Source organism: Chitinophaga pollutisoli (genome assembly GCF_038396755.1).
In the GTDB taxonomy this organism is placed as follows: domain Bacteria; phylum Bacteroidota; class Bacteroidia; order Chitinophagales; family Chitinophagaceae; genus Chitinophaga; species Chitinophaga pollutisoli.
The window spans coordinates 2,626,194-2,647,416 of the sequence record NZ_CP149822.1 but is presented as its reverse complement, the minus strand read 5'-3'; the positions used below and the strand labels follow the sequence as shown (position 1 = coordinate 2,647,416).

At 54.3% G+C, this 21,223-nt stretch carries 20 protein-coding genes; 13 read left to right on the top strand and 7 right to left on the bottom strand.

The features are described from left to right. Positions 1-3 precede the first annotated feature (3 nt). Complete coding sequence (bcp, locus tag WJU16_RS10775) at positions 4-1,260, top strand: thioredoxin-dependent thiol peroxidase (protein WP_341838320.1); 1,257 nt, start codon at positions 4-6, stop codon at positions 1,258-1,260. 89 nt (positions 1,261-1,349) lie between these two features. On the opposite strand, the gene WJU16_RS10770 is transcribed toward bcp, so the two are convergent. Continuing rightward, on the bottom strand, positions 1,350-2,900 hold the full coding sequence (locus tag WJU16_RS10770; protein ID WP_341838319.1) for an SUMF1/EgtB/PvdO family nonheme iron enzyme: 1,551 nt from the start codon (positions 2,898-2,900) through the stop codon (positions 1,350-1,352). A 148-nt stretch (positions 2,901-3,048) separates the two neighbouring features. Here WJU16_RS10770 and WJU16_RS10765 point away from each other — a divergent pair, with 148 nt between their 5' ends. The 8 genes from WJU16_RS10765 (at position 3,049) to WJU16_RS10730 (ending at position 12,876) form a co-directional block, all read left to right on the top strand. Continuing rightward, on the top strand, positions 3,049-4,344 hold the full coding sequence (locus tag WJU16_RS10765) for a hypothetical protein (RefSeq protein ID WP_341838318.1): 1,296 nt from the start codon (positions 3,049-3,051) through the stop codon (positions 4,342-4,344). Then, positions 4,242-6,434 carry a type IX secretion system sortase PorU gene (gene porU, locus WJU16_RS10760; RefSeq protein ID WP_341838658.1) on the top strand — a complete coding sequence of 731 codons (2,193 nt, stop codon included), beginning with the start codon at positions 4,242-4,244 and terminating at the stop codon, positions 6,432-6,434. Before WJU16_RS10765 ends, porU begins: the two co-directional genes overlap by 103 nt. A 117-nt stretch (positions 6,435-6,551) precedes the next feature. Then, complete coding sequence (gene porV / locus WJU16_RS10755; RefSeq protein WP_341838317.1) at positions 6,552-7,715, top strand: type IX secretion system outer membrane channel protein PorV; 1,164 nt, start codon at positions 6,552-6,554, stop codon at positions 7,713-7,715. 93 nt (positions 7,716-7,808) lie between these two features. Continuing rightward, positions 7,809-8,291 (top strand): 2-C-methyl-D-erythritol 2,4-cyclodiphosphate synthase, encoded by a 483-nt coding sequence (ispF, locus tag WJU16_RS10750; protein WP_341838316.1) that lies wholly within the window; start codon positions 7,809-7,811, stop codon positions 8,289-8,291. Positions 8,292-8,321: 30 nt separating this feature from the next. Next, positions 8,322-8,765, top strand: coding sequence for a dUTP diphosphatase (gene dut / locus WJU16_RS10745; protein ID WP_341838315.1), 444 nt, complete (start codon positions 8,322-8,324; stop codon positions 8,763-8,765). A 2-nt stretch (positions 8,766-8,767) separates the two neighbouring features. Further along, entirely contained in the window at positions 8,768-10,510 is a 1,743-nt protein-coding gene (locus WJU16_RS10740) for a tetratricopeptide repeat protein (protein ID WP_341838314.1), read from the top strand. 35 nt (positions 10,511-10,545) lie between these two features. Beyond that, complete coding sequence (locus tag WJU16_RS10735; protein WP_341838313.1) at positions 10,546-11,379, top strand: DUF4292 domain-containing protein; 834 nt, start codon at positions 10,546-10,548, stop codon at positions 11,377-11,379. A gap of 51 nt (positions 11,380-11,430) precedes the next feature. Continuing rightward, a complete protein-coding gene (locus WJU16_RS10730; RefSeq protein WP_341838312.1) occupies positions 11,431-12,876 on the top strand; it encodes a peptidoglycan DD-metalloendopeptidase family protein in 1,446 nt (481 codons plus the stop codon). 69 nt (positions 12,877-12,945) lie between these two features. Here WJU16_RS10730 and bshA read toward each other — a convergent pair whose 3' ends face one another. Further along, the gene (gene bshA, locus WJU16_RS10725; protein WP_341838311.1) at positions 12,946-14,085 is read right to left on the bottom strand and encodes an N-acetyl-alpha-D-glucosaminyl L-malate synthase BshA; all 1,140 of its coding nucleotides are present in this window, start codon (positions 14,083-14,085) and stop codon (positions 12,946-12,948) included. A gap of 80 nt (positions 14,086-14,165) precedes the next feature. On the opposite strand from bshA, the gene WJU16_RS10720 reads away from it, so the two are divergent. Further along, complete coding sequence (locus tag WJU16_RS10720; RefSeq protein ID WP_341838310.1) at positions 14,166-15,539, top strand: M20/M25/M40 family metallo-hydrolase; 1,374 nt, start codon at positions 14,166-14,168, stop codon at positions 15,537-15,539. 7 nt (positions 15,540-15,546) lie between these two features. Further along, entirely contained in the window at positions 15,547-15,942 is a 396-nt protein-coding gene (locus WJU16_RS10715) for a hypothetical protein (protein ID WP_341838309.1), read from the top strand. A gap of 368 nt (positions 15,943-16,310) precedes the next feature. Here the strand turns inward: WJU16_RS10715 and WJU16_RS10710 are convergent, their stop codons facing one another. Further along, positions 16,311-16,460, bottom strand: coding sequence for a hypothetical protein (locus WJU16_RS10710; RefSeq protein ID WP_341838308.1), 150 nt, complete (start codon positions 16,458-16,460; stop codon positions 16,311-16,313). Positions 16,461-16,621: 161 nt separating this feature from the next. On the opposite strand from WJU16_RS10710, the gene WJU16_RS10705 reads away from it, so the two are divergent. Next, complete coding sequence (locus WJU16_RS10705; RefSeq protein WP_341838307.1) at positions 16,622-16,999, top strand: hypothetical protein; 378 nt, start codon at positions 16,622-16,624, stop codon at positions 16,997-16,999. A 94-nt stretch (positions 17,000-17,093) separates the two neighbouring features. Here the strand turns inward: WJU16_RS10705 and WJU16_RS10700 are convergent, their stop codons facing one another. The 3 genes from WJU16_RS10700 to WJU16_RS10690 all read right to left on the bottom strand — a co-directional run bounded on the left by WJU16_RS10700 (position 17,094) and on the right by WJU16_RS10690 (position 18,846). After that, entirely contained in the window at positions 17,094-17,801 is a 708-nt protein-coding gene (locus WJU16_RS10700) for an SAM-dependent methyltransferase (protein ID WP_341838306.1), read from the bottom strand. A 266-nt stretch (positions 17,802-18,067) separates the two neighbouring features. After that, positions 18,068-18,529 (bottom strand): EI24 domain-containing protein, encoded by a 462-nt coding sequence (locus WJU16_RS10695; protein WP_341838305.1) that lies wholly within the window; start codon positions 18,527-18,529, stop codon positions 18,068-18,070. 2 nt (positions 18,530-18,531) lie between these two features. Then, complete coding sequence (locus tag WJU16_RS10690) at positions 18,532-18,846, bottom strand: hypothetical protein (RefSeq protein WP_341838304.1); 315 nt, start codon at positions 18,844-18,846, stop codon at positions 18,532-18,534. 18 nt (positions 18,847-18,864) lie between these two features. Here WJU16_RS10690 and WJU16_RS10685 point away from each other — a divergent pair, with 18 nt between their 5' ends. Then, entirely contained in the window at positions 18,865-19,551 is a 687-nt protein-coding gene (locus WJU16_RS10685) for a DNA-3-methyladenine glycosylase (protein ID WP_341838657.1), read from the top strand. Between the two features lie 543 nt (positions 19,552-20,094). Here the strand turns inward: WJU16_RS10685 and WJU16_RS10680 are convergent. Beyond that, the gene (locus tag WJU16_RS10680) at positions 20,095-21,111 is read right to left on the bottom strand and encodes a PorP/SprF family type IX secretion system membrane protein (RefSeq protein WP_298716088.1); all 1,017 of its coding nucleotides are present in this window, start codon (positions 21,109-21,111) and stop codon (positions 20,095-20,097) included. Positions 21,112-21,223 lie beyond the last annotated feature (112 nt).

Sequence of the window (21,223 nt, the reverse complement as noted above, 5' to 3'; positions counted from 1 at the left end):
ACCATGACGCATCTGCAACCTGGGGTAAGCGCCCCTGATTTCTCCGCCGTGGACCAGCATGGTAACACCGTATCGCTGGCCGATTTCAGAGGAAAGAAAGTAATCCTCTATTTTTACCCGCACGACATGACGCCGGGCTGTACAACCCAGGCCTGCAATCTCCGCGATCACCACTCCCAGCTCCTGGGCAGAGGGTATGCCGTGGTCGGCGTCAGCGAGGACGACGAGCAAAGCCACAAGAAATTTAGCGACAAGTACGAACTGCCTTTCCCCATCCTCGTGGATACCAGTCACGAAATTCTGAACGCGTATGGCGTTTGGGGTGAAAAGACATTCATGGGCCGCACTTACGACGGCACCCATCGCACCACTTTCCTCATCGATGAAAACGGCGTAGTAGCCCACATCATCGAGAAACCCGACACCGGCGACCATGCCCGCGAGATCATCGAGCTTTGGGAAGGTCATACCGACGGCTGGGTAGATGTGAAAGCTGAAGAAAAAGAAGAAGCCGCCGCTCCCGTGGCCGCCCCACCTGCCGCCGAACCGGTTGCTCCTGCTCCCGCAAAGAAAGCAGTGAAAAAGAAAGCTCCTGCCAAGGTGGCTCCCGTTGAAAAGAAAGCCGAGCCTAAGATTGCAGCGAAGAAGCCTGCAGCCAAAGCAGCACCCGCTCCTAAAAAAGCTGCCGCCAAAGCGAAACCCGCAGCGAAGAAACCTGCCGCCAAAGCAGCGCCTGCTCCTAAAAAAGCTGCCGCCAAAGCGAAGCCCGCTGCAAAGAAAGCCGCAGTTAAAGCGAAACCTGTAGCCAAGAAAGCTGCGGTTAAAGCGAAACCGGTTGCGAAGAAGGCAGCCGTTAAAGCAAAGCCGGTTGCGAAGAAAGCCGCTACTAAAGCGAAACCCGTAGCCAGGAAAGCCGCAGTTAAAGCAAAGCCCGTAGCTAAAAAGGCCACAGCCAAAGCAAAACCTGTTGCTAAAAAAGCTGCAGTTAAAGCGAAACCCGTAGCTAAAAAGGCCGCAGCCAAAGCAAAACCTGTTGCTAAAAAAGCCGCTGTTAAGGCAAAACCCGCTGTTAAAAAGGCCGCTGGTAAAGCAAAGCCTGTAGCGAAGAAAGCCGCTGCTAAAGCGAAACCGGTAGCCAGGAAAGCTGCTGTTAAAACGAAACCGGTTGCGAAGAAAGCTGCTGCTAAAGCAAAACCGGTAGTTAAAAAAGCCGCCGCCAAAGCGAAACCCGCTCCGAAAGCCAAGGCTAAAAAGAAATAATCTTCCTTTCTTTTCCCAACCAGGGAAAATGCGAAATAAAAAAGGCTGACCATTCGGTCAGCCTTTTTCTTGTATGCTATAAGAGCGGATTAGCGTTTCTGGCGCTGGGCGCGGAAAACCTGACCCGTTTTAAACTTGTTCCCTTCAGGGCTGCCCACACGGTCCATCGCACAACGGAAACCTACGGTGTTGGTCGCCATATCTTCCTGCATGTAACGGCGGGTGCCGGGAGAAAGCCAGTATGCACGGTCGTTCCAGCTACCACCTTTGATTACACGGGATTTATCGTTGATCAGCGTAGTTACGCCGTAACCATATTCCACCAGCGACAGGCTGTCACCATCGAGGTAGTTGATTACGTCGCCTTTCTGGTAGTTCAGACGGCTGGCGGATTCTTCATCCGTTACATCACGCATTTTCAGCGTACCCAGGCTGTCTTTTTCGAACTCCTTGTCTGCATTCTGATAAATCGTCTGGAATTTATTACCGCGGAAGTAGTTGAAGTCGTCGCCATCAATGGTGGTCAACGGCCTGTAAACGTCCTGCACCCATTCGCTTACGTTACCCGACATGTTGTACACGCCGAAGTTGTTGGGGAAGAAGGAACGAACGGGACCGGGGATAGAAGCACGGTCGTTCAGGCCGCCTGCCATACCCATGTTGTCACCGGAACCACGCTTGAAGTTCGCCAGGAACTGACCCTGCCAGTTGCCGCGGCGGATATCGCGGAGGCCTGCGTTGTTGGTGCCCCAGGAGTAAATCTGTTTGTTCAGGATCAGCTCTTCACCGCGTTTGCCTTCTTTCTTGGAAGGATTCGGGTTCTGGCCGATATATCCGAGCGCTGCATATTCCCATTCGGCTTCCGTGGGCAGGCGATAGGCCGGCAACATGATACCGTCTTCGAACTGCGCGCCGCGGGGAGAGCCGTCGGGGTTGGCGAATTGTTTCTTGGCGGATTTGGTCATCTTGCCGGGCGTGCCTTCGTACAGGCCTGCGAGGTAAGATTTGGAATCGAACGTGTTATCGTCGGCCTGGTTCATGATATCCGCCTGGGAAAGCAGGCCCGCGTCCATGAGGAGCTTTTCGTTTACACGGTTGGAACGCCATTTGGCATAGTCGGTCGCCTGTTTCCAGGAAACACCTACCACCGGATAGTCGTTGTACGCGGGGTGACGGAAGTAATACTCCACCAGGGGCTCGTTGTAAGCCAGCTCGCTACGCCAAACCAGGGAGTCGGGCAGCGCGCCGCGGTATACATCCGGGAAAGATTCCCCGTATACACGGTTGAGCCAGTACAGGTACTCGCGGTAGTTTACGTTGGAAACTTCGTTTTCGTCGATATAAAACGACGATACCGTAATACGGCGGGGGATATTGTTCCAGTCGCCCATCACATCCTGCTCCGTGGCGCCCATGGCGAACGTACCGCCCTGAACGAAAACAAGTCCGGGACCAGTGAACTGGTCCTTGCTCTTGGCAACGGAGAAACCACCCATTTTCGGGTCGTTATAATTCCAGCCCGTAGCGGAAGAAGATTCTTTCTTCTTTCCGAACAGCCCGCCGCCGTTCTTGCTGCAGGCAGACATCGACAGCATTACGCCGGCGCCTACAATCAAGGATAAGGAGGTTAATCTGTGCATGCGATAACAGCTTTTGATCGATACAATTTAGGTATTCAAATAGGTAAACGCAAATGTAATTCTTTTTATTTTATAGAAAAAATAAATAATCTGTAAACAGATGCTTGTAACGGGCGTTGTGAAACTCCCTGATATATATTAGGTTTGTATGATACAAGCTTTCCACCTTTATGCTCACCGCCCCCGGAAAAAGAGGTTCTTCGCCCTGGTAATCTGCCTGCTCCCCGCCCTGAACGCGGCGGCGCAGCGATACGCCAACCGGTCGGTATTGGCGGATGGCGATTGGCGGAAGATATCCGTCCCACGGGCAGGGGTGTACCGCATTTCCGTGCAGCAACTCCAGGCCTGGGGACTTGCCGCGGAAGGAAAACCCTCCGCCGCCGTCCGCCTCTTCGGCTCCGGCGGCGCCATGATCCCGGAAGATAATGCCATCCCCCGGCCCGACGACCTCCCCGAAACCGCCATCGCAGTGGCCGACGGGGGCGACGGTATCTTAAACGGCACGGACTATATTTTATTTTACGCCCCCGGCCCCCTCCGCTGGCGATATGCCGCCGGGGCCTGGGAACACCAAAGGCATCTCTACGCCGATTCCACCGTTTATTTTATTACACTCGGCAGCGGCGGTAGCCGTATAACGCAAGATCCCGCCGGCCCGGCGGTCAATACTTTCCAGCAAGACTATGATTACCGCGAAGTGTATGAAACGGACCGGCATAATATATTGTCAGGCGGCAGGGAATGGTTCGGTGACCGCTTTTCGTCGCTCCCGGAAGACGCCCTCGTGCGTAAGTACCCCATCGTCATACCGGACAACCTTTCGGAGGCGGTTTTGAAAGTGCGTGCCGCGGCGCGCTCGTCTTCCGCCGTCAAATTCGATATCTCCGCGGGCGGGCAGGTCCTGGGAACGCTCTACCCGCCGCCCGTGCCTGGAAATATCTTCGATACCTACGCTTCCACGGCCAGCGGTGCGTATCCGGTTGGGCCCGCCGCCGTTTTCACGATCTCCTTTGCGGGAAACGCAAGCGCACAGGGATGGCTGGATTATTATACCGTTGAAGGCCGCGCCCCGCTAAGGCTCCCGGCAACGGGTGCATTGCTTTTCCGGGATGGAAAAGATACAGGCCCCGGAAGCATTAAGGGATTCGCGATTATGGGCGCTGATGAAAGCACGCGCGTTTGGGACGTTTCTGATCCGCTGCAACCCGTGCAAGTGCCGGCAATTCTTATTAATAATGAGCTTCGGTTTTCCCGCGAGGCGGAGAAATTGAGAGAATTCGTGGCATTCAGGCCCGGGGGCTTCCCGCGCCGGATTATCTCGGGCCGGTTGCGAACCAGAATCTGCACGGGCAGGCGCCGGCGCAGATGCTCATCATCAGCCCGCCGGCATTCCAGCCGCAGGCAGAAAAACTGGCGGCATGGCGAAGGGAACACACCGGGCTGAGCGTGGCCTGCGTTCCTACAACCCTTATCTGGAACGAGTTCGGCAGCGGCATCGCGGAGCCAGCTGCGCTGAGGGATTTCCTCAAAATGCATTACGACCGGAAGTCGCTGCGATTTGTGCTGCTGATGGGCCGTGCTGATTATCAATATAAAAAAGCAGATCCGGAGAAAGTGCCCGTCTGGCAAAGCCCTGCGTCCCTGCATGGTTTAAATACCCATCCTACCGACGATTTTTACGGTTTCCTCGACGATAGCGACGATATCTCCCGCCCTGGTTCCCTCCTGGATGTGGCCGTGGGCCGGCTGCCCGTGACAACCACGGAAGAATCGGAAGCGGTTGTGAATAAAATCATTCGATACGAATCGCCCCGGACCTTTGGAGCCTGGCGGCAGGAGCTGACTTTCGCGGCCGACGATGAAGATGGCAATCTCCATTTCGAGGATGCGGAAATGGTTGCGGAGATGGTGGCGGAGGAAACGCCTGGCTTCCATATTCAAAAAATATACCTCGATGCATTTCCGCAGGTCTCCAGTTCCTCCGGCAGCCGTTACCCCGCGGTAAACGACGCCATCCGCCAGCGGATGAACGCCGGCAACCTCATCTGGAATTACAGCGGCCACGGCAGTGCCTTGCGGCTGGCGGAAGAAGCGGTTTTGAGCGAAGCTTCCGCCGCTGAATGGGAAAACAGCGACAGGCCGCCCTTGCTGATCACCGCTACCTGCGATTTTGGTCCTTATGACCAGCCGGAGATTTCGCCGCTGGGCGGGCAATTGCTGCTCCGCGAAACCGGCGGCGCCATCGCCCTGCTGACGACCACCAGGGCTGTGCTGGCAGCTTCCAATAAAGTGATGAATGCGAATTATTTCCGTGAAGCGCTCCGGCCAAACGCTTCCGGCAAAATGCCGCTCCTCGGTGAAGGCGCCATGCGCGCCAAAAATGCGACCTACGCGCAGTCGGGCGATGTGGTCAATAACCGGAAGTTTCAGCTGCTGGGTGATCCGGCGATGGCGATCGCTTTTCCGCAGCAGCGCGTGTTCCTCGATTCGGTGAACGGACAGCCCGCCAATGGCGCTGATTCGCTGAAAGCGCTGGGTTTTTACCGGTTGTCAGGCAGCGTGCGGGATGCGGGAGGTAGTGTGATGATGAATTTCAACGGCCGGGTAAGCATCACCGTACATGACGCGCCGGGAATAAAATACACCCGCGCCAACGATCCCGGCAGCCGGCAGGCGGCCTTTGGGGAAGACGACAGGGTGCTGTACCGCGGCACCGATACCGTGATCGCTGGGCGCTTTGCTACGGGGTTCGTGGTGCCGAAGGATATGTCGCAGTCGGGCGCCAGTGCCGTGATGCGATTTTATGCGCAGTCGGCTGGTGCGGATGCAGGCGGCGCCTGGCGGGGGATGCGGCTGTCGGGTACGGCGGCGGATGTGCAGCCCGATGGAGAAGGCCCGGAGATCGGGGCCTGGATGGATCACCGGGGCTTCAGGGATGGTGGGCATACTTCTTCTTCCCCTACGCTGCTGCTGCATTTGAAGGATATTTCCGGGATCAACGCGACGGGCAACGGCACGGGGCACGACCTTACCGCCGTGCTCGACGACAGCACGCAATTCTTCATCCTCAATAATTATTATACCGCCCTGCCGGGCACCTGGCGGGAAGGGGAGGTCATTTTTCCCATGGCGGGGCTTTCGCCGGGGAGGCATACGCTGACGATCCGGGCCTGGGATACCCGCAACAATTCCGCCACCCGGACCCTCCATTTTGTGGTGGGCGGGGAGGAAGAAGGCGGCCGGGCCTGGGTTTATCCCAATCCGGCCCGGGGTTTTACCCGGTTTATGGTCGATATCCCGTGGGAGAATGTGGATGTAAGCGCCGTTATCAGTATCTTTACAGCCGCCGGTCAACCGGTGCGGCAGATAAGAGGCACAATAAATACGAGCAACGGCCGTTTTGGGGATATACCTTGGAATGCAGACGCCAGTTCGGGAGCAAGACTGACCCCAGGAATTTACTTCTTTCAAATCAGCTTGAGCAAAAAGGAGGGCGGCCAACGTATACACGGCGGAAAGATGATATTATATTAATTCGTACATTATAAAATGGATGAATTTGAGCACATAATATTATGCCTTTGGTCCCCGTTTATTGCTTTTAATAAATTAGACATTATTTTTACATTTAAGCTAACTAAATAGAATTGCATGTTTTCCAGGATTTCGACAGCTGTTATTTGCATTTCCTCCCTTTGCCTTACCATGAATGCAAATGCGCAGGTTGACCCTACCGTTCCGGTTGACGGTAGGACAAATGTGATCAGCACGGCTGTTCCTTTCCTGCGTATATCCCCCGACGCCAGGAGCGGCGCGATGGGCGACGCGGGTGTTGCTATTTCCGCGGATGCGAATTCCGTATACTGGAACCTTTCCAAACTTCCTTTTGCCAAACAGAAATCCGCGGTAGCGGTAACTTATACGCCCTGGCTGAAAGAGCTGGTGCAGGATGTGTTCCTGGCCCAGTTGGCAGGGTATACGCAAATTGATGAGAACCAGGCGATCGGGGGATCTCTCCGGTACTTTTCCCTGGGCGATCTGGACATGCGCGCCGATAATGGACAGGAGTTGGGTAACTTCCGCCCCAGGGAGTTCGCCTTTGACGCGGGTTATGCACGCAAGCTGAGCGAAAACTGGTCAATGGGCGTAACGCTCCGTTACATCCACTCCAGCCTGGCCAGCGGTACCATCAACGACCAGACCATCCGTCCCGGGCGCGCCGTGGCTGCCGACCTGTCCGCCTTTTACACGAAGGATTTCGAGAATAACAACGGCATGACGAACAACTTCAGCGCCGGTCTTTCCATTTCCAACATCGGTAACCGTATTTCCTACACCCAGTCAGCGCAGAAGGATTTTCTGCCTACCAACTTCGGCCTGGGCGCGGCGTACACCATCGGCATCGATGATTACAACAAGGTAACTTTCACGGCAGACATTAATAAACTGATGGTGCCGTCGGTACAATACGTTGGCGATTCCGCCTACCTGCCCAACAAGAGCATGCTGGAAGGGATGTTCAGTTCCTTTGGTGACGCGCCGGGCGGATTCAAGGAAGAGTTGCAGGAGCTGATGTATTCGGTAGGTGCGGAATATTGGTATAATGACCTGTTCGCCGTTCGTGCGGGTTATTACAACGAGCATGCATCCAAGGGGAACCGCAAGTTCTTTACCGCCGGTGTGGGTGTGAAATACAACATTTTCGGCCTGAACTTCTCGTACCTGGTGCCATCCGGTACGGGCATCCAGCGGAATCCGCTGTCGAACACCCTGCGGTTCTCGCTGACGTTCGACCTGGGTGCAAATGAGGAATAGATAGTATATTTGCCATAATACTTTTTAAGATGCAATAAATCCTCCGGTCTTTTGGAGGATTTATTATTTTACGGAACTGCAAAAAATTGGATAATGAGTAAGTTAAGGATTGGATTGGGCGTAGATTTTCACCAGCTGGTGCCGGGCCGCGACTTCTGGCTGGGCGGGGTATTGGTACCGCATACGCAGGGCGCCCTCGGGCACAGCGATGCCGACGTGTTGCTGCATGCCATCTGCGACGCCATGCTGGGTGCCGCCGCGCTGGGCGACATCGGGACGCATTTCCCCGACACCGACAATACCTATAAAGACATCGACAGCAAAATATTGCTTTCCCGTTGCAGCGAGCTGATCAAGGCAAAGGGCTACAGCGTTGTGAACGTGGACGCCACCCTGTGCCTGCAGGCGCCTAAGATCAGGCCGTATGTTCCGCAGATGCAGGAGGTGATTGCGGAAAGGTTGGGGTTGACGGTGGAGGATGTTTCCATCAAAGCCACCACCACTGAAAAGCTGGGCTTTGTAGGGCGCGAGGAAGGCGTGGTAGCCTATGCCAACGTGCTCCTCGAAAAGCAATAACCTTTTATCGATAACCGTTACCTTTGTTCAATGGCTGATATTCAAGTAAAAATCATCAACCGTTCCGCCAACCCGCTGCCCGGATATGCCACGGCAGACGCGGCCGGCATGGACCTTCGCGCCAACCTCGAAGCTGCCGTTACCCTGCAGCCGATGGAACGTACCCTTATTCCCACGGGCCTTTTCATGGAACTGCCCGCAGGCTTCGAAGCGCAGGTGCGCCCGCGCAGCGGCCTGGCCATCAAACAGGGCCTTACCCTGCTGAACACGCCCGGCACGATTGATGCAGACTACAGAGGAGAAATCAAGATCATCCTGATCAATTTATCCACCGAACCGCAAACCATCCAGCATGGCGACCGCATCGCCCAGATGGTGATCGCCCCGTTCGTACAGGCCACGCTTACCGAAGTAGGCGAGCTGACGGAAACGGTACGTGGTGAAGGCGGATTCGGCCATACCGGCAAATCCTGAGCATGCGCGCCACCGGCATACTGATCCTGGCCATATCGGGGCTGCTCGCCGCTTCCTGCGGCAGCCAGCGCAAAAGCGCCGCCTCGATCCCCGCTCCGTTGCAACAGGAAATCCTGGCGCAGCGGGCGGACAGTCTTTTCTTTGCCGCGCAACGCTCCAAAATGCTCGGCGATTACAAGACTGCCATCACGCAGTATTCCGATTATCTACGCCTCAACCGCCAGAATGCGGCCGTTTATTACGAACTGAGCCGCCTTTTCATGGAAGCGCGCAACCCGCAATATGCCCTCGGTTTCGCGCGGCGCGCGGCCGGCATGGATTCTACCAATAAATGGTACCAGCTATCGCTGGCGGAAGCGTTCTCGGTGAACGATATGTTCGACAGCGCGGCGATCGTGTACGACAGGCTGATGCGGATTACCCCGCAGGACGACGATCTGCTTTTCAACAAAGGGCTTTCGCTCGCCAAGGCGAACCAGTTCTCTGAAGCCCTCCGCATTTTCGATTCCCTTGAAATGCGCGTAGGGCTGAACGATGAGATCGTATTCCAGAAGCAGCGGATTTACATGCGGCTCCGGATGCCCGACAATGCCGCGGCTGAAGTTCGGCGCCTCATCGTCCAGCAGCCCGAAGAACTCCGCTACTGGGGCCTCCTGGCGGAAATCTATGAAGCTGTAAAACGTACGGCTGATGCCAGGGCGGTGTACGACACGATCCTGTCTATCGACCCCCAGCATCCCCGCGCGCTCATCGCCGTAGCCAACCTGGAAAAGAAAAACGGCAACGAAGCCCGCTACCGCGCATTCCTCCTCAAAGCATTCCATAATCCCGATTTCAATATCGACGAAAAGGTGTCTTTCGTGTACCCTTATCTCCAGATGCTGGAAACGGATACTACCAAACGCGACGAAGGCATCATGCTGGCCAACCTTATCGTGGAATCGCATCCTGACGATGCGAAAGCCTACGCATTGAGAGCCGACATGTATTCGCAGGCCGATGTGCCCGACAGCGCGCTGATCAACTACAAACTCGCGCTGGACCTCGATTCTACCCGGTTCAGCGTCTGGTACCAGCTCATGTACCTGTATTCGCGTACCGAACAGCCCGACTCGTTGCTCCGTGTGAGCAACCACGTCAAGCAGCAGTTCCCGCGCGAATTCATGGGATATTATTTCAACGGTTTGGCCAATTATTTCAAACAACGGTATGACGCCGCGGTGAACGCCCTTTCCGGTGCGCTCGAGATCGGCGGTGAGAAACGCTTTGTGGCCGATGTATACGCCTTGCTGGGAGACACCTATCACGCCAGCGGCTTCCACAGCCGGAGCGACAGCTGCTACGAGATCGTGCTGGGCATGCGGCCGAAGGATCATATCGTCATGAATAACTACAGCTATTACCTGTCCATGCGCGGAGAGAAGCTCGATAAGGCGGAAGCACTCAGCCGGAAGTCCATCGAATTGAAACCGGATAGCCCGACTTACCTGGACACCTACGCATGGATACTATTCCGCCTCGGCCGTTACCGCGACGCCAAAGTCTGGATCGAGAAAGCGCTCGAATTCAACGAAGCGCAGCAGGATCCGGATGTGCTGGAACATTATGGAGACATCCTCTTCAACCTGAACGAGAAGGAAAAAGCCATGCAGTTCTGGCAAATGGCGAAAGCCCGCGGCGCGAATTCCCATGGCCTTGCCCGCAAAATCGCGGAGAAGCGTTACATAAAAAATATGGACCGTTGAATGGCGGGCTAAAAAAAATCGTCGAACAGAGTATCATGAATCGTAAAATAGAACTTCCAATTGTTGCATCGCTGATCAGTCTGGCATTGTTTTCCTGCCGTTCCACGCGCATCACCCGCGCCACTTTCCCGTCCGACTCCACTGCGCCCGCTACCCGGCCCGATACCGCCGATACGGAAAAGGCATTCGCCGAAGCCCGTGAGATCCGGGAGAAAGTGAACGCCAACCGCGTGACGTACGAGACGTTTACGGCGGATATGAAGATGGATTTTGAAGACGACAGGGGGAAGAAAGGGAACAATCTTGGCGTGAACATCCGGATACAGCGCGACAGCGCCATCTGGGTGCGGATCGGCGGCCCGCTCAATGTGGAAGGCGCCCGGATCCTCATCACCCGCGACAGTATCAAGGTCACCAACCGGCTGGAAGGTACGGTGATGCTGCGCAGCACGGCGGAAGGGCAGGAACTGATGAAGCTGAACATGAGCCTGTCCGAATTGCAGGACCTGCTGGTGGGCAACCCAGTGTTCCTCGGCGATACGGTGGAACAGGTGGTGCGCACGCAGTCGGTGATTTCGTTTGTATCGAAGATGCAGCAGCTGCTGAGCCAATTCAATATATTCGCCGACGATTATTCGGTGCAGCAGGTGAAGATAACAGATGCGGATGAGGCGAGGGCCACGCCGCGCGTGGTGGAGCTGACTTATGGTGATTTCCGTACAGTGGAAGGGCGCAAGCTGGCATTCCAGCGGAAGATTTATGTGGAAGAAAAACAGGTTATGAAAGTAGCGCTGGACATCCGGAAGATGGAATTCAACAAGCCCGTGAGCTTTCCGTTCCCCATTCCGGCGTCTTACACGCGTCAATAGAATACAATTTCGTTGTATATTTAACGTTATTAAACATCACTTCGGAACCATATGATGCAATTGAAAAAGTTCATTCCGGTATTCTTGCTGGCGCTGGTATTGGCGCCTGGCTTGCTGCATGCGCAGAACCAGAGCCGGGAAGAACTGGAGCAGCGGAAGCGTGAGATCCAGAAAGAACTGGATGATACGCAGAATATGCTGAAGGAGACCAAGAAATCGAGCCGGGAAAACCTGGGTCAACTGCGTGCGCTCCGCAACAAAATTGAGGCCCGCGCCAAGCTGATCCGCAATATCAACGAAGAGCTGAACTTCATCAACGGCGACATCAACACGGCGCTGCGCGATGTGAAAACCTTGCAGCGCGACCTCGATACGTTGAAGGAACAATACGCCCAACTGATCGTGTCCGCGTATAAGAACCGTAGTTCATATGCTTTGCTGAACTTTGTATTCTCCGCCAAAAGCTTCAACGACGCCGTTAAACGGTATAAATACCTGCAGCAATATCGCGAATTCCGCCGCCGCCAGGCCGATAACATCATCGAAACGCAGGAACAGTTGCGGATCAAGGTGAAAAACCTCCAGGACCAGCGGGAGAAACGCTCCGTAACGCTTACCGCGGAGCAGAAGGAACGCGAAACCCTTGAGAAAGACCGCAAGGAAAAAGACGAAGTGCTCAGCAAGCTGAAAGGCCGTGAAAAAGAACTCGTTGCCGATATCGCGCAGAAGCAGAAAGACCAGAAGAAAGTACAGGACCTCATCCGCGCCGTAATCCGGAAGGAGATCGAAGCCGCGCGCAGAAAGGCGGAAGCCGAAGCACTGGCCCGCAGGAAAGCCGAGGAAGCAGAGAAGAAGCGTAAGGAAGAAGAGCGTCAGCGCGCCCTGGCCGCAGCCCGCGAGGCTGCCAAAGCCGCGGCGGCCAACAATGCCGCCAATAACAACACGGCAGCCAATACCCCCGCGCCCGCTACGCCTGCGCCGCCACCGGCTCCCAAGCCCGAGCCCCCGGCCACGGCAACTCCCGAAAAACCAACCCGCGTTTACAACGTACTGGAAGCGACCCCCGAGATCGCCGCCCTGTCCGATAACTTCGAGGCTAATAAAGGCAAACTCCCCTGGCCCGTGGAATCCGGCTCCATCATCGGCTACTTCGGTATCCAGAAAAACCCGGACATCAGCCGCATCACCGAGGAAAACGACGGCATGATCTTCGCCACCCGCAAAGGCGGCAGCGTAAGGGCCGTGTTCAAGGGCGAAGTACGGTCCGTGTTCGCCATCCCCGGCGGCGGTGTGTGTATCACCATCCGCCACGGACAATACTTCACCAACTATGTGGGCCTGTCCAACTTCAGCGTGAAATCCGGCCAGGTAGTAAACACCGGGCAAGTGATCGGAACCGCCCGTACCAACGATGAAGAAAGCGCCGGTGTGGTGGAAGTGCAGATTTACAAAGTAGACAAGCTCCAGAACGCCAATTCCTGGTTCAAACAAAGATAATCCCGGGGTTACCGGACAAAAAAAGAGCGACGGGATACCGTCGCTCTTTTTTTATGTGATTTTACCGCATTAGTTACGCACTACCGACTGTTGGAGTACGGTGTCATACAGGGCTTCGTATTGCGGGATGATATTATCGATGTGGAACCGCAGGGCCTGTTCGAGGGCGCCTTTGCGCAGGGAGGCGAGCAGCTGCTCGTTTTTCAGGATGGCGATCGCATGGGCGGCCATCTGGTCAACGTCGCCAACGGGGCTGCTGTAACCGGTAACGCCGTCGATGTTGATTTCCGGGAGGCCGCCGGCATTGGAGGAAATGACGGGCACCTGGCTCGCCATGGCTTCCAGGGCGGCGAGGCCGAAACTTTCGTAGTCGGAAGGGAGGATGAAGAGGTCGGAGATGGACATGACATCTTCCAGCTGCTCCTGTTTGCCTACGAACCGGATATCGTCGCACAGGCCCATTTCGCGGCACATGCATTCGATCATGGGGCGGTCGGGGCCGTCGCCCACGAGGAGGAGTTTGGCGGGCATGGCGTCGCGCACCTGGCGGAAGATCTTCACCACGTCCGGAACGCGCTTCACTTTACGGAAGTTGGACACGTGCAGGAGGATTTTTTCCCCGTTCGGCGCGATGGCCTGGCGGAAATGGGGAAGGTCGCGGCGGGTGAAGCGCGCGGTGTCTACAAAGTTGTAAATCACCGAGATATCCTTTTCGATGGGGAAGGATTTATACGTCTCGTCCCGCAGGTTGTTGGACACGGCCGTGATGGCGTCAGATTCGTTGATGGAAAAAGTGACTACGGGGGCGTAGGTCTTGTCTTTCCCCACCAGCGTGATATCGGTACCATGAAGCGTGGTGATGAAGGGGATATGCCGGCCTTGTTTGGCCACGATCTGCTGCGCCATGTACGCTGTGGAGGCGTGCGGGATGGCATAGTGAACATGGAGGAGGTCGAGTTTCTGGTTGAGGATCACGTCCACCATCGTGCTGCTGAGCGCGCTTTCATACGGCGGGAAATCGAACAGCGGATATGTGGGGACCTGAACTTCGTGATAATAAATATTGGCGTGGAAGGCATTCAGCCGGACGGGTTGCTGGTAAGTGATGAAGTGCACCAGGTGCCCTTTGTCTGCCAGTGCTTTGCCCAGTTCAGTCGCCAAAACGCCGCTACCACCGTAAGTTGGGTAGCATACAATTCCAATGCGCATCCGTGAAGTGGATTTAATGAGTTGCTAAGGTAAGTATTTTAAAATTAGTTAGCTTTAAAGCCGTAAATCCGGATCTTATCATGATGAAGCCAATTTTAGCAGTGCTGGCCTGCATAACGGTGCAAGGAGCCGTTGCGCAGGACTCCGACTCGCTGACGATCCGCCGCCTGGCGGACGAGGTGCTGACAAACAGTGCCGCTTATGAGAATCTCCGCGTGCTCACCAAGCAGATCGGGGGGCGGCTGGCCGGATCGCCGCAGATGGTGAAAGCGGAAAAATGGGGTGCCGAAGTACTGAAAGCGGCCGGCGCGGAGAAGGTGTTTACGCAGGAATGCTTGGTGCCGCATTGGGTGCGGGGCGACAAGGAGCAGGCGAAGATTGTGAGCCGGCGCCGTGATTTGGTGCCGCCGCTGCATGTGATCGCTTTGGGGAATTCGGTGGGCACGGGCGCGAAGGGCGTTACCGCGCCGGTGCTGGAAGTGCGTTCCTTTGATGAACTGGAGGCGAAAAAAGACGCCGTGAAGGGAAAGATCGTGTTTTATAATTACCCGTTCAATCCGACGTTCGTTAAAACTTTTCATAGTTATGGCGATGCGGTGAAGTACCGGTCGCAGGGGCCCAGCCGGGCTTCGAAATACGGAGCGGTGGCGGTGATCGTGCGGTCGATGAGCCATAGCACGGATAACTATCCGCATACCGGAAGTACGCGGTACAATGATTCGTTTCCGAAGATCGCCGCGGTGGCTATCGGTTTGCAGGATGCGGAACGGCTGAGCAGGCGGATCGTGAACGATCCCACGATGCAGGTGTTTTTGCGGACCACCTGCGAGATGCTGCCGGATACGATCGGGCACAATGTGATCGGGGAATTACGCGGGAGTGAGTTCCCGGATGAATATATTACCGTGGGGGCGCACCTGGATTCGTGGGATAACTGCGAGGGAGCGCACGACGATGGGGCCGGCGTGGTGCAGTCCGTCGAGATCTTGCGGGCATACAAGTCGCTGGGGATGCGGCCGAAGCGGACGTTGCGCGTGGTGTTGTTTGCTAATGAAGAAAACGGGGTGCGCGGTGGAGCGAAATATGCGAAACTGGCGAAACTAAACAACGAGCGGCATTTGTTTGCGCTGGAGAGTGATGCGGGAGGATTTACGCCGAGGGGATTTATCATGGACATGAAGCCTGAGCAACGTGCGAAGGTGAAGAGCTGGGCGCCGCTGATGCTGCCATATGGGTTGTATGATTTTGATGAAGTAGGGTCCGGCGTGGATATTACGCCGCTGGGACGGGCGTTTGGGATTCCGATGGCTGAACTTTCTCCCGACTCGCAGCGTTATTTTGATATTCACCATGCCGCGTCGGATACATTTGAGTCGGTGAACAAGCGTGAGTTGGAAATGGGGGCCGTGGGCATGGGGGCGTTGATATACCTTGTCGATAAATACGGTTTATAATCCTGATATGAAAAAGTTCGTACTTATTATTGTTCTGATCATCCTGGTGGTGCTGGGAGGGTTCTTTTACTATCGCTACTATTTTGTATTCGGCCGTGGCGCGAAGGCGGGCGAGTTGAATTTCTTCGTGCAGAAGGGGTATATCTGGAAGACGTATGAGGGCAGGCTGATCCAGTCGGGTTTTAAGCCGCAGAGTATGGGCGGTGTGCAGTCGAACGAGTTCCAGTTTTCGGTGACGAATGAGAAGGTGGCGCAGTTGCTGATGAGCAGTAGCGGGAAGTTGCTGGAGTTGCATTACAAGGAGTACCTTGGAGCATTACCCTGGCGGGGTGTAAGTAATTTTATTGTAGATAGTGTGATATCCGTCACGGATCCCAAGACGGGTGTGCGAACGGCATTTTGACGAAGAAAGCCGGGCCTGAGGGTCCGGCTTTCTTATTTTGCACAATTTTATTTTCGGTTTTCTTTCCTTTCCGGAGATTTTCTCTTCTTTCCGGAGATATTCTCGCCCTTTTCTCATGGCGGGGTTCCCACCTCCCCTTAATTTTACCCATAGATAAAACCATTGTTTGTGAGATCCTTTTTTGATGTGGCGCACCTGATCGAGCTGCATGAGCGCCGTTTGATGTTATACGCGGAGAAGTACCAGCAGTATATGGACAAGTTGACGCATTTGCTGTTCATATATTCCGCGGTAGCGTTCTTCCTGATGCCGATCACCCGGGATTTATTCAAATCCGGGAGGGAAGTGCATGTGTTATACCATGTGTGTTACGTTACCATGCTGGGAATGTTGTCGGTTTCGATGATGTATGCCGCGCGCTTGGTGTTGGTGACGAAATCGTTATTACCGGCGCCGTTGGATAAATACTTTACGCTGTTGGAGAAGTTGATGTTGGAAGGAATGGAACCCGATGTCATTGATACGAATTTGCAGTTATTCTATATGGGCGACCTGGTAATAGTCGTGGAGAAGTTCGCGAAGTTGATCGTACGCAAAGAAAGATATCATAACTATATGTATGTATGGGGGTTGATGGCGATGGTACCGTATTTAGTTTGTTTAATTTTTCATTTGGTATATGAATTTGATGTATAAACTTTACGAAGAGACGTTGAAGGATTTTGTCGATTTTTTCCGCTTCATGTGGGATGATTATAAATGGCAGAAATATGAACGGACAATTCCGGACGTTGATGGCGCGGATGTGGTGCTCCGCTTCTTCGCTAAGCATTGGACTGAAGAGCAAATACAAGCCTATAGGCTCGAGCGGTTTAAGAGCAGAATGGAAGAGTGGGAGCGGGTTAAATGGATGCCGCGGTGGTTGCGGGAGGACAAGGGTTTGGAGGCTGAAAAGCCGGTTTTCAAGCCATTTGACATAGCAGAAATAGATGCCATTCTGGCTAAAAGGGAGGAGGCGCGCGAACTGGAAAGTAAACGGCGGGAGTATATACTGTGAATCCGGATATCATCCGGATTGCGAAATTACGGTCTGCAATTGTGGGATGGTAGAGGGGCCTTTTCAATTGCAATTATCCGGGGATGGCGGGCATTTATCCGGCGTATAATAAAAAAATCGCTGGTCTTTTATGGAAATCGGTGGTATCTTTTTTCCATTGCGCGACGGTTTGCGTGCGGATGAATTCATTGGGTGCGGTGAGGTCGGCGGCAACGCAGAGCAGGGTGCGGTCGGCGGCGTGCTGAAGGATGTCTTTCAGCAGTTGATTGTTGCGGTAGGGTGCTTCTATGAAGAGCTGGGTTTGCTGTTTTTTAGCGGAAAGCGCTTCCAGGTCTTTGATGGCTTTGGCCCGGTCGGGTGGTTTCACGGGCAGATAGCCTGTGAACTGGAAGTTTTGGCCGTTCATGCCGGAAGCCATGAGTGCCAGGAGCATGGAGTTCGGCCCTACCATGGGGATCACAGTGGCCAGCACCTGGTGTGCGGCTTGCACGACAAGGTTGCCAGGGTCTGCCACGGCGGGGCATCCGGCTTCGCTGATGACGCCGATGGAATGCCCTTCCTGCAGGAGTTTCTTCGCCAGTGCGGTGTCTGGCGGATGATGCTCGTTCATGAGATGGAGCTGCAGGGAGTCGATATCGATGGCGCGGTCGAGGGCTTTGAGGAACCGGCGGGCGGTCCGTTCGTTTTCCACGAAGAAGATGCGCAGTTGCCGTACCGTATCCGTGATGTACGGTGGCAGGCTGAAGAGCGCGTCTGCACTGAGGACCGTTGGAATGAGATATAATTTGCCCTTTTGCGTCATTGTCGGAAATGTTTGGAAGGCGCGCCGTTTTTTAACTGGCGGGCCGGATTCCCGCAAAGATAGGAATTCAGGCAGTAACGGGCGCCACGCGTTGAGGCGCTTTGCCGGCGTGAAAGGAAAGCTCTTTGAAATATTGTCAGTATTGCATGATGTCATCTGTCAGCTGTAACACTTCGCTGAAGCGCTGCTGCCGTGGCAGGTTCCTTGGCCATGATGTGCGGCGGGATGACCGCCCGGCGCAGGTTTTCAGCTGCACTGAGCAGTGGTTAATCTTCCGTACCCATGGGCAGCCGTTGCTGTTGCAGGTGGATGGTGGCTGCGATTACCGCGTAGCAGGGCGCCAGCAGCCAGCCCAGGACGGGAATGAACAGGAACAGGTAGAAAACGATGCCATTTCCCATCGCCATTCCTTTATGGTGCCGGATGTATGCGATGCTCTGCCGCATCGACCAGCGGTGGCGCTCGAAGCTGTAATCCATCATCGAAAATCCGAAGTAGTAACATTCGATGAGCATGGCGATCAATGGCGTCAGCCAGCCCAGGATAGGAACAAACGCCAGTATCGCCAGAATGAGCATGAGGGCGGTCTGGTAGACGAGGTTGCGGAGCGACAGGCGGATCCCGCGCACCAGGTCTTTCAGCAACTGCGAAGCGCTGAACGGAAAATCTTTCCCCTGCATGATGCTTTCTGTCTTCTCCGACAGGTAAGCGAACAAAGGGGATCCCACGATCAGGAATAGATATTTAAAAAAGAGAAATACATGATCAGGAAAATCATCCTGACCGCGAGCCCCACCAGGAGGAATAGGAAATTCACAAAACTGTTCTGCAGCTCTTCGATCCAGGTTTTCAGCGTCAGCAGGTTGAGGACATAATCAATGAACACACCCGAATATTCCCAAACGTAAATGATACCAGCCACAAACATGAGGCAGTAAACGATGCCTGGAATGATAATCCATTTCCAAAGCCGGTGAGCTGTGATAAAACGATGGGCGGCACCATAAGACTGAATGGCTCCCAGTACTTCTCTTAGTGAAAACAACGTTTGCGCTTTTTTAGAATGGTAGCAAAATATGGATGGAGTTTTTGCTCAAGCAACGGATGGGTCGAACGTAAATTAGTACTATTTTTCAGTATGCCTAAACTAGAACGTGCATTTTATCTGGAAAAAAATGTCCTGAAAGTCGCAAAGTCTTTGCTGGGGAAGGTTTTGGTTACGGAAACCGACGGAATCCGCACTTCTGGGCGGATTGTGGAAACCGAGGCTTATAACGGAGCCGTGGACAGGGCATCTCATGCCTGGAATAACCGTCGTACGGGGCGGACGGAAATCATGTTTGCCGAAGGGGGCGTGGCATACGTCTATCTCTGTTACGGCATCCATCATCTCTTTAATGTGGTGACTAACGTGCGGGAAGTTCCGCATGCGGTGCTGGTCCGGGCGTTGGAGCCCCTGGAAGGCATTCCCGTCATGCTGGAGCGTACGGGCAAGCCCAGGGTCGATTTCACACTGACCTCCGGCCCAGGGAGCTTATCCAAGGCCCTCGGCATCAATACGGCGCTTACAGGCCAGGATCTCCTGGGCAATCGTATTTGGATCGAAGACGCTGCACCTGTACCCGCGCGGGATATTCTCGCCGGGACCCGTGTTGGCGTTGCCTATGCCATGGAAGACGCCTATCTGCCTTACCGGTTTTCGATCCGCGGCAGCAAATGGGTGAGCCGGGGAAAAGGGCTCGCGCGCTGAGCGGGCCAGGGGGCTTCTGTACCTCTTACAATAGAAAGCCGGTGCCGACCCCGTCGTTCAGTAAGTGCCAGGCCGCTAATCGAACAAGTCGCAGTTGAGCCATGGAAAAGGTATGTGCGTTGAGCAGATCAAGTAAACTTTAATGCTGTAAGTTTTAAAAAAAACAGCGTCGGCTCCGGCAGTTCGGCGGTCGCGAACCCGCTAATTAAGCGAGTCGTGGTGAGCCGGAAAAAGGTCTTGAAGGTAAACTGGCCACGAAGACTTTAATGTTGTATGACCTCGAAGTCGGCATTGACCCCGGGCGTTCAGCAAACGCCAGCCAACTAATCAAGCAAATTGCAGATGAGCCGGGGAAAAGAGCCCGTGTGACGAGTAGCCAGGTTAACTGCAACACTTCTTGTTCCTGGAAGTCAGCATTGGCCATTCAGCATGCTTAACCCCGCAAATGCGATCTCGTTCCGGGCAAATGCGAATCTGCCGAAACGATGACAAAGTGGGAAACCTGAAAGAGAAAATAATAGCGAAAAGCCCGTCGGGAATGGATCAGAACTTCGGGCACAGCGTGCCGTTCTTGTTGCTGTCACCTTTCTTGCCGATGTAGATCACAGAAATCTCCATACCGCCGCGGTAATTGGAGGCCGGCTTCAGGGTAGACACGTTCATGTCGTAGCTCAGGCCTACTTTGAAGCTGTTGAACTCAAGACCCACATACGGATTGACTGCATCTTTCAGACGGAACCACGAACCCACGTAGAAAATGGTGGGTGCATCGGGCATATCGTTGAGCAGAAAGCCGTAAGCCGCGCCCATAGTAGTTTCTACAGCCTGGTTCTGACGCATGTAATGCGCGCTGAAGTGGATGCGGTTCCCGCCGTTCACAGGAAAAGATCCTCCGCCATGTACCGTGTAACGATAGCTCAGGCGGTTATTGTTGTTGTCAAGGAAAGTTTCTGTCGGTTGCGTGAAATGGTAATAGGAAGCGCCGAGGTAGATATTCGAAGATTCACCTACCAGGCCGCTATACAACAAACCTACGTTGTAATCCAGGTAAGAAATATTCGGATTCATGATCGTTTCGCCACTCGGCAGCGAAGGGTCGTATCCGTTATCCCCGATCTGCTGCTCGAAAATCAATTTACTCTGATCCACCCGCTTCTGTACCAACGCCATCTGAACCCCCAGCCCCAAAGTATGGTTGCCTTCCACATCCAGCCCTTTGTGATACGCCGTACTCGCCGCCACGAAGTTGGACGTAAGTGCCCCAGCGCCAGTCTTGTCGTACAATGCCAGGATACCAACTCCCCAGGTATCCGTGTAAGGAATGGAATTCTTCAAGATGCCAAAATCAGCCGCCAACGTGCCTGTAATATAAGGCGATGCGATACTGCGCCATTGACTGCGGTAATTGCCGGATAAACGAAGGTCGCCGGAGAAGTACCCCGTAAATGCAGGGTTCAGCGTGAGCGGAGACGCAAAAAACTGCGTGAAGTGCGGGTCCTGCGCCCTCACAGGGCTGAATGCATAAAGGGCTATGGTTAATAGGAGTAGTAGTTTTTTCATTTCGATACTTCGTCAGTTAAAGGCTGATAGGGACACTATACAATGCTAAGGTAGAAAATCAATTTCATATTCCAAATTAAATCTATATAATCGCGCGGTGCGTTGATTTAGA

Bases quoted from the DNA above. Each gene is read 5' to 3' on its own strand.
- bcp (WP_341838320.1), top strand. From the start codon at position 4: ATGACGCATCTGCAACCTGGGGTAAGCGCCCCTGATTTCTCCGCCGTG.
- WJU16_RS10770 (WP_341838319.1), bottom strand. From the start codon at position 2,900: ATGCACAGATTAACCTCCTTATCCTTGATTGTAGGCGCCGGCGTAATG.
- WJU16_RS10765 (WP_341838318.1), top strand. From the start codon at position 3,049: ATGATACAAGCTTTCCACCTTTATGCTCACCGCCCCCGGAAAAAGAGG.
- porV (WP_341838317.1), top strand. From the start codon at position 6,552: ATGTTTTCCAGGATTTCGACAGCTGTTATTTGCATTTCCTCCCTTTGC.
- ispF (WP_341838316.1), top strand. From the start codon at position 7,809: ATGAGTAAGTTAAGGATTGGATTGGGCGTAGATTTTCACCAGCTGGTG.
- dut (WP_341838315.1), top strand. From the start codon at position 8,322: ATGGCTGATATTCAAGTAAAAATCATCAACCGTTCCGCCAACCCGCTG.
- WJU16_RS10740 (WP_341838314.1), top strand. From the start codon at position 8,768: ATGCGCGCCACCGGCATACTGATCCTGGCCATATCGGGGCTGCTCGCC.
- WJU16_RS10735 (WP_341838313.1), top strand. From the start codon at position 10,546: ATGAATCGTAAAATAGAACTTCCAATTGTTGCATCGCTGATCAGTCTG.
- WJU16_RS10730 (WP_341838312.1), top strand. From the start codon at position 11,431: ATGATGCAATTGAAAAAGTTCATTCCGGTATTCTTGCTGGCGCTGGTA.
- bshA (WP_341838311.1), bottom strand. From the start codon at position 14,085: ATGCGCATTGGAATTGTATGCTACCCAACTTACGGTGGTAGCGGCGTT.
- WJU16_RS10720 (WP_341838310.1), top strand. From the start codon at position 14,166: ATGATGAAGCCAATTTTAGCAGTGCTGGCCTGCATAACGGTGCAAGGA.
- WJU16_RS10715 (WP_341838309.1), top strand. From the start codon at position 15,547: ATGAAAAAGTTCGTACTTATTATTGTTCTGATCATCCTGGTGGTGCTG.
- WJU16_RS10710 (WP_341838308.1), bottom strand. From the start codon at position 16,460: ATGACATCGGGTTCCATTCCTTCCAACATCAACTTCTCCAACAGCGTA.
- WJU16_RS10705 (WP_341838307.1), top strand. From the start codon at position 16,622: ATGAATTTGATGTATAAACTTTACGAAGAGACGTTGAAGGATTTTGTC.
- WJU16_RS10700 (WP_341838306.1), bottom strand. From the start codon at position 17,801: ATGACGCAAAAGGGCAAATTATATCTCATTCCAACGGTCCTCAGTGCA.
- WJU16_RS10685 (WP_341838657.1), top strand. From the start codon at position 18,865: ATGGTAGCAAAATATGGATGGAGTTTTTGCTCAAGCAACGGATGGGTC.
- WJU16_RS10680 (WP_298716088.1), bottom strand. From the start codon at position 21,111: ATGAAAAAACTACTACTCCTATTAACCATAGCCCTTTATGCATTCAGC.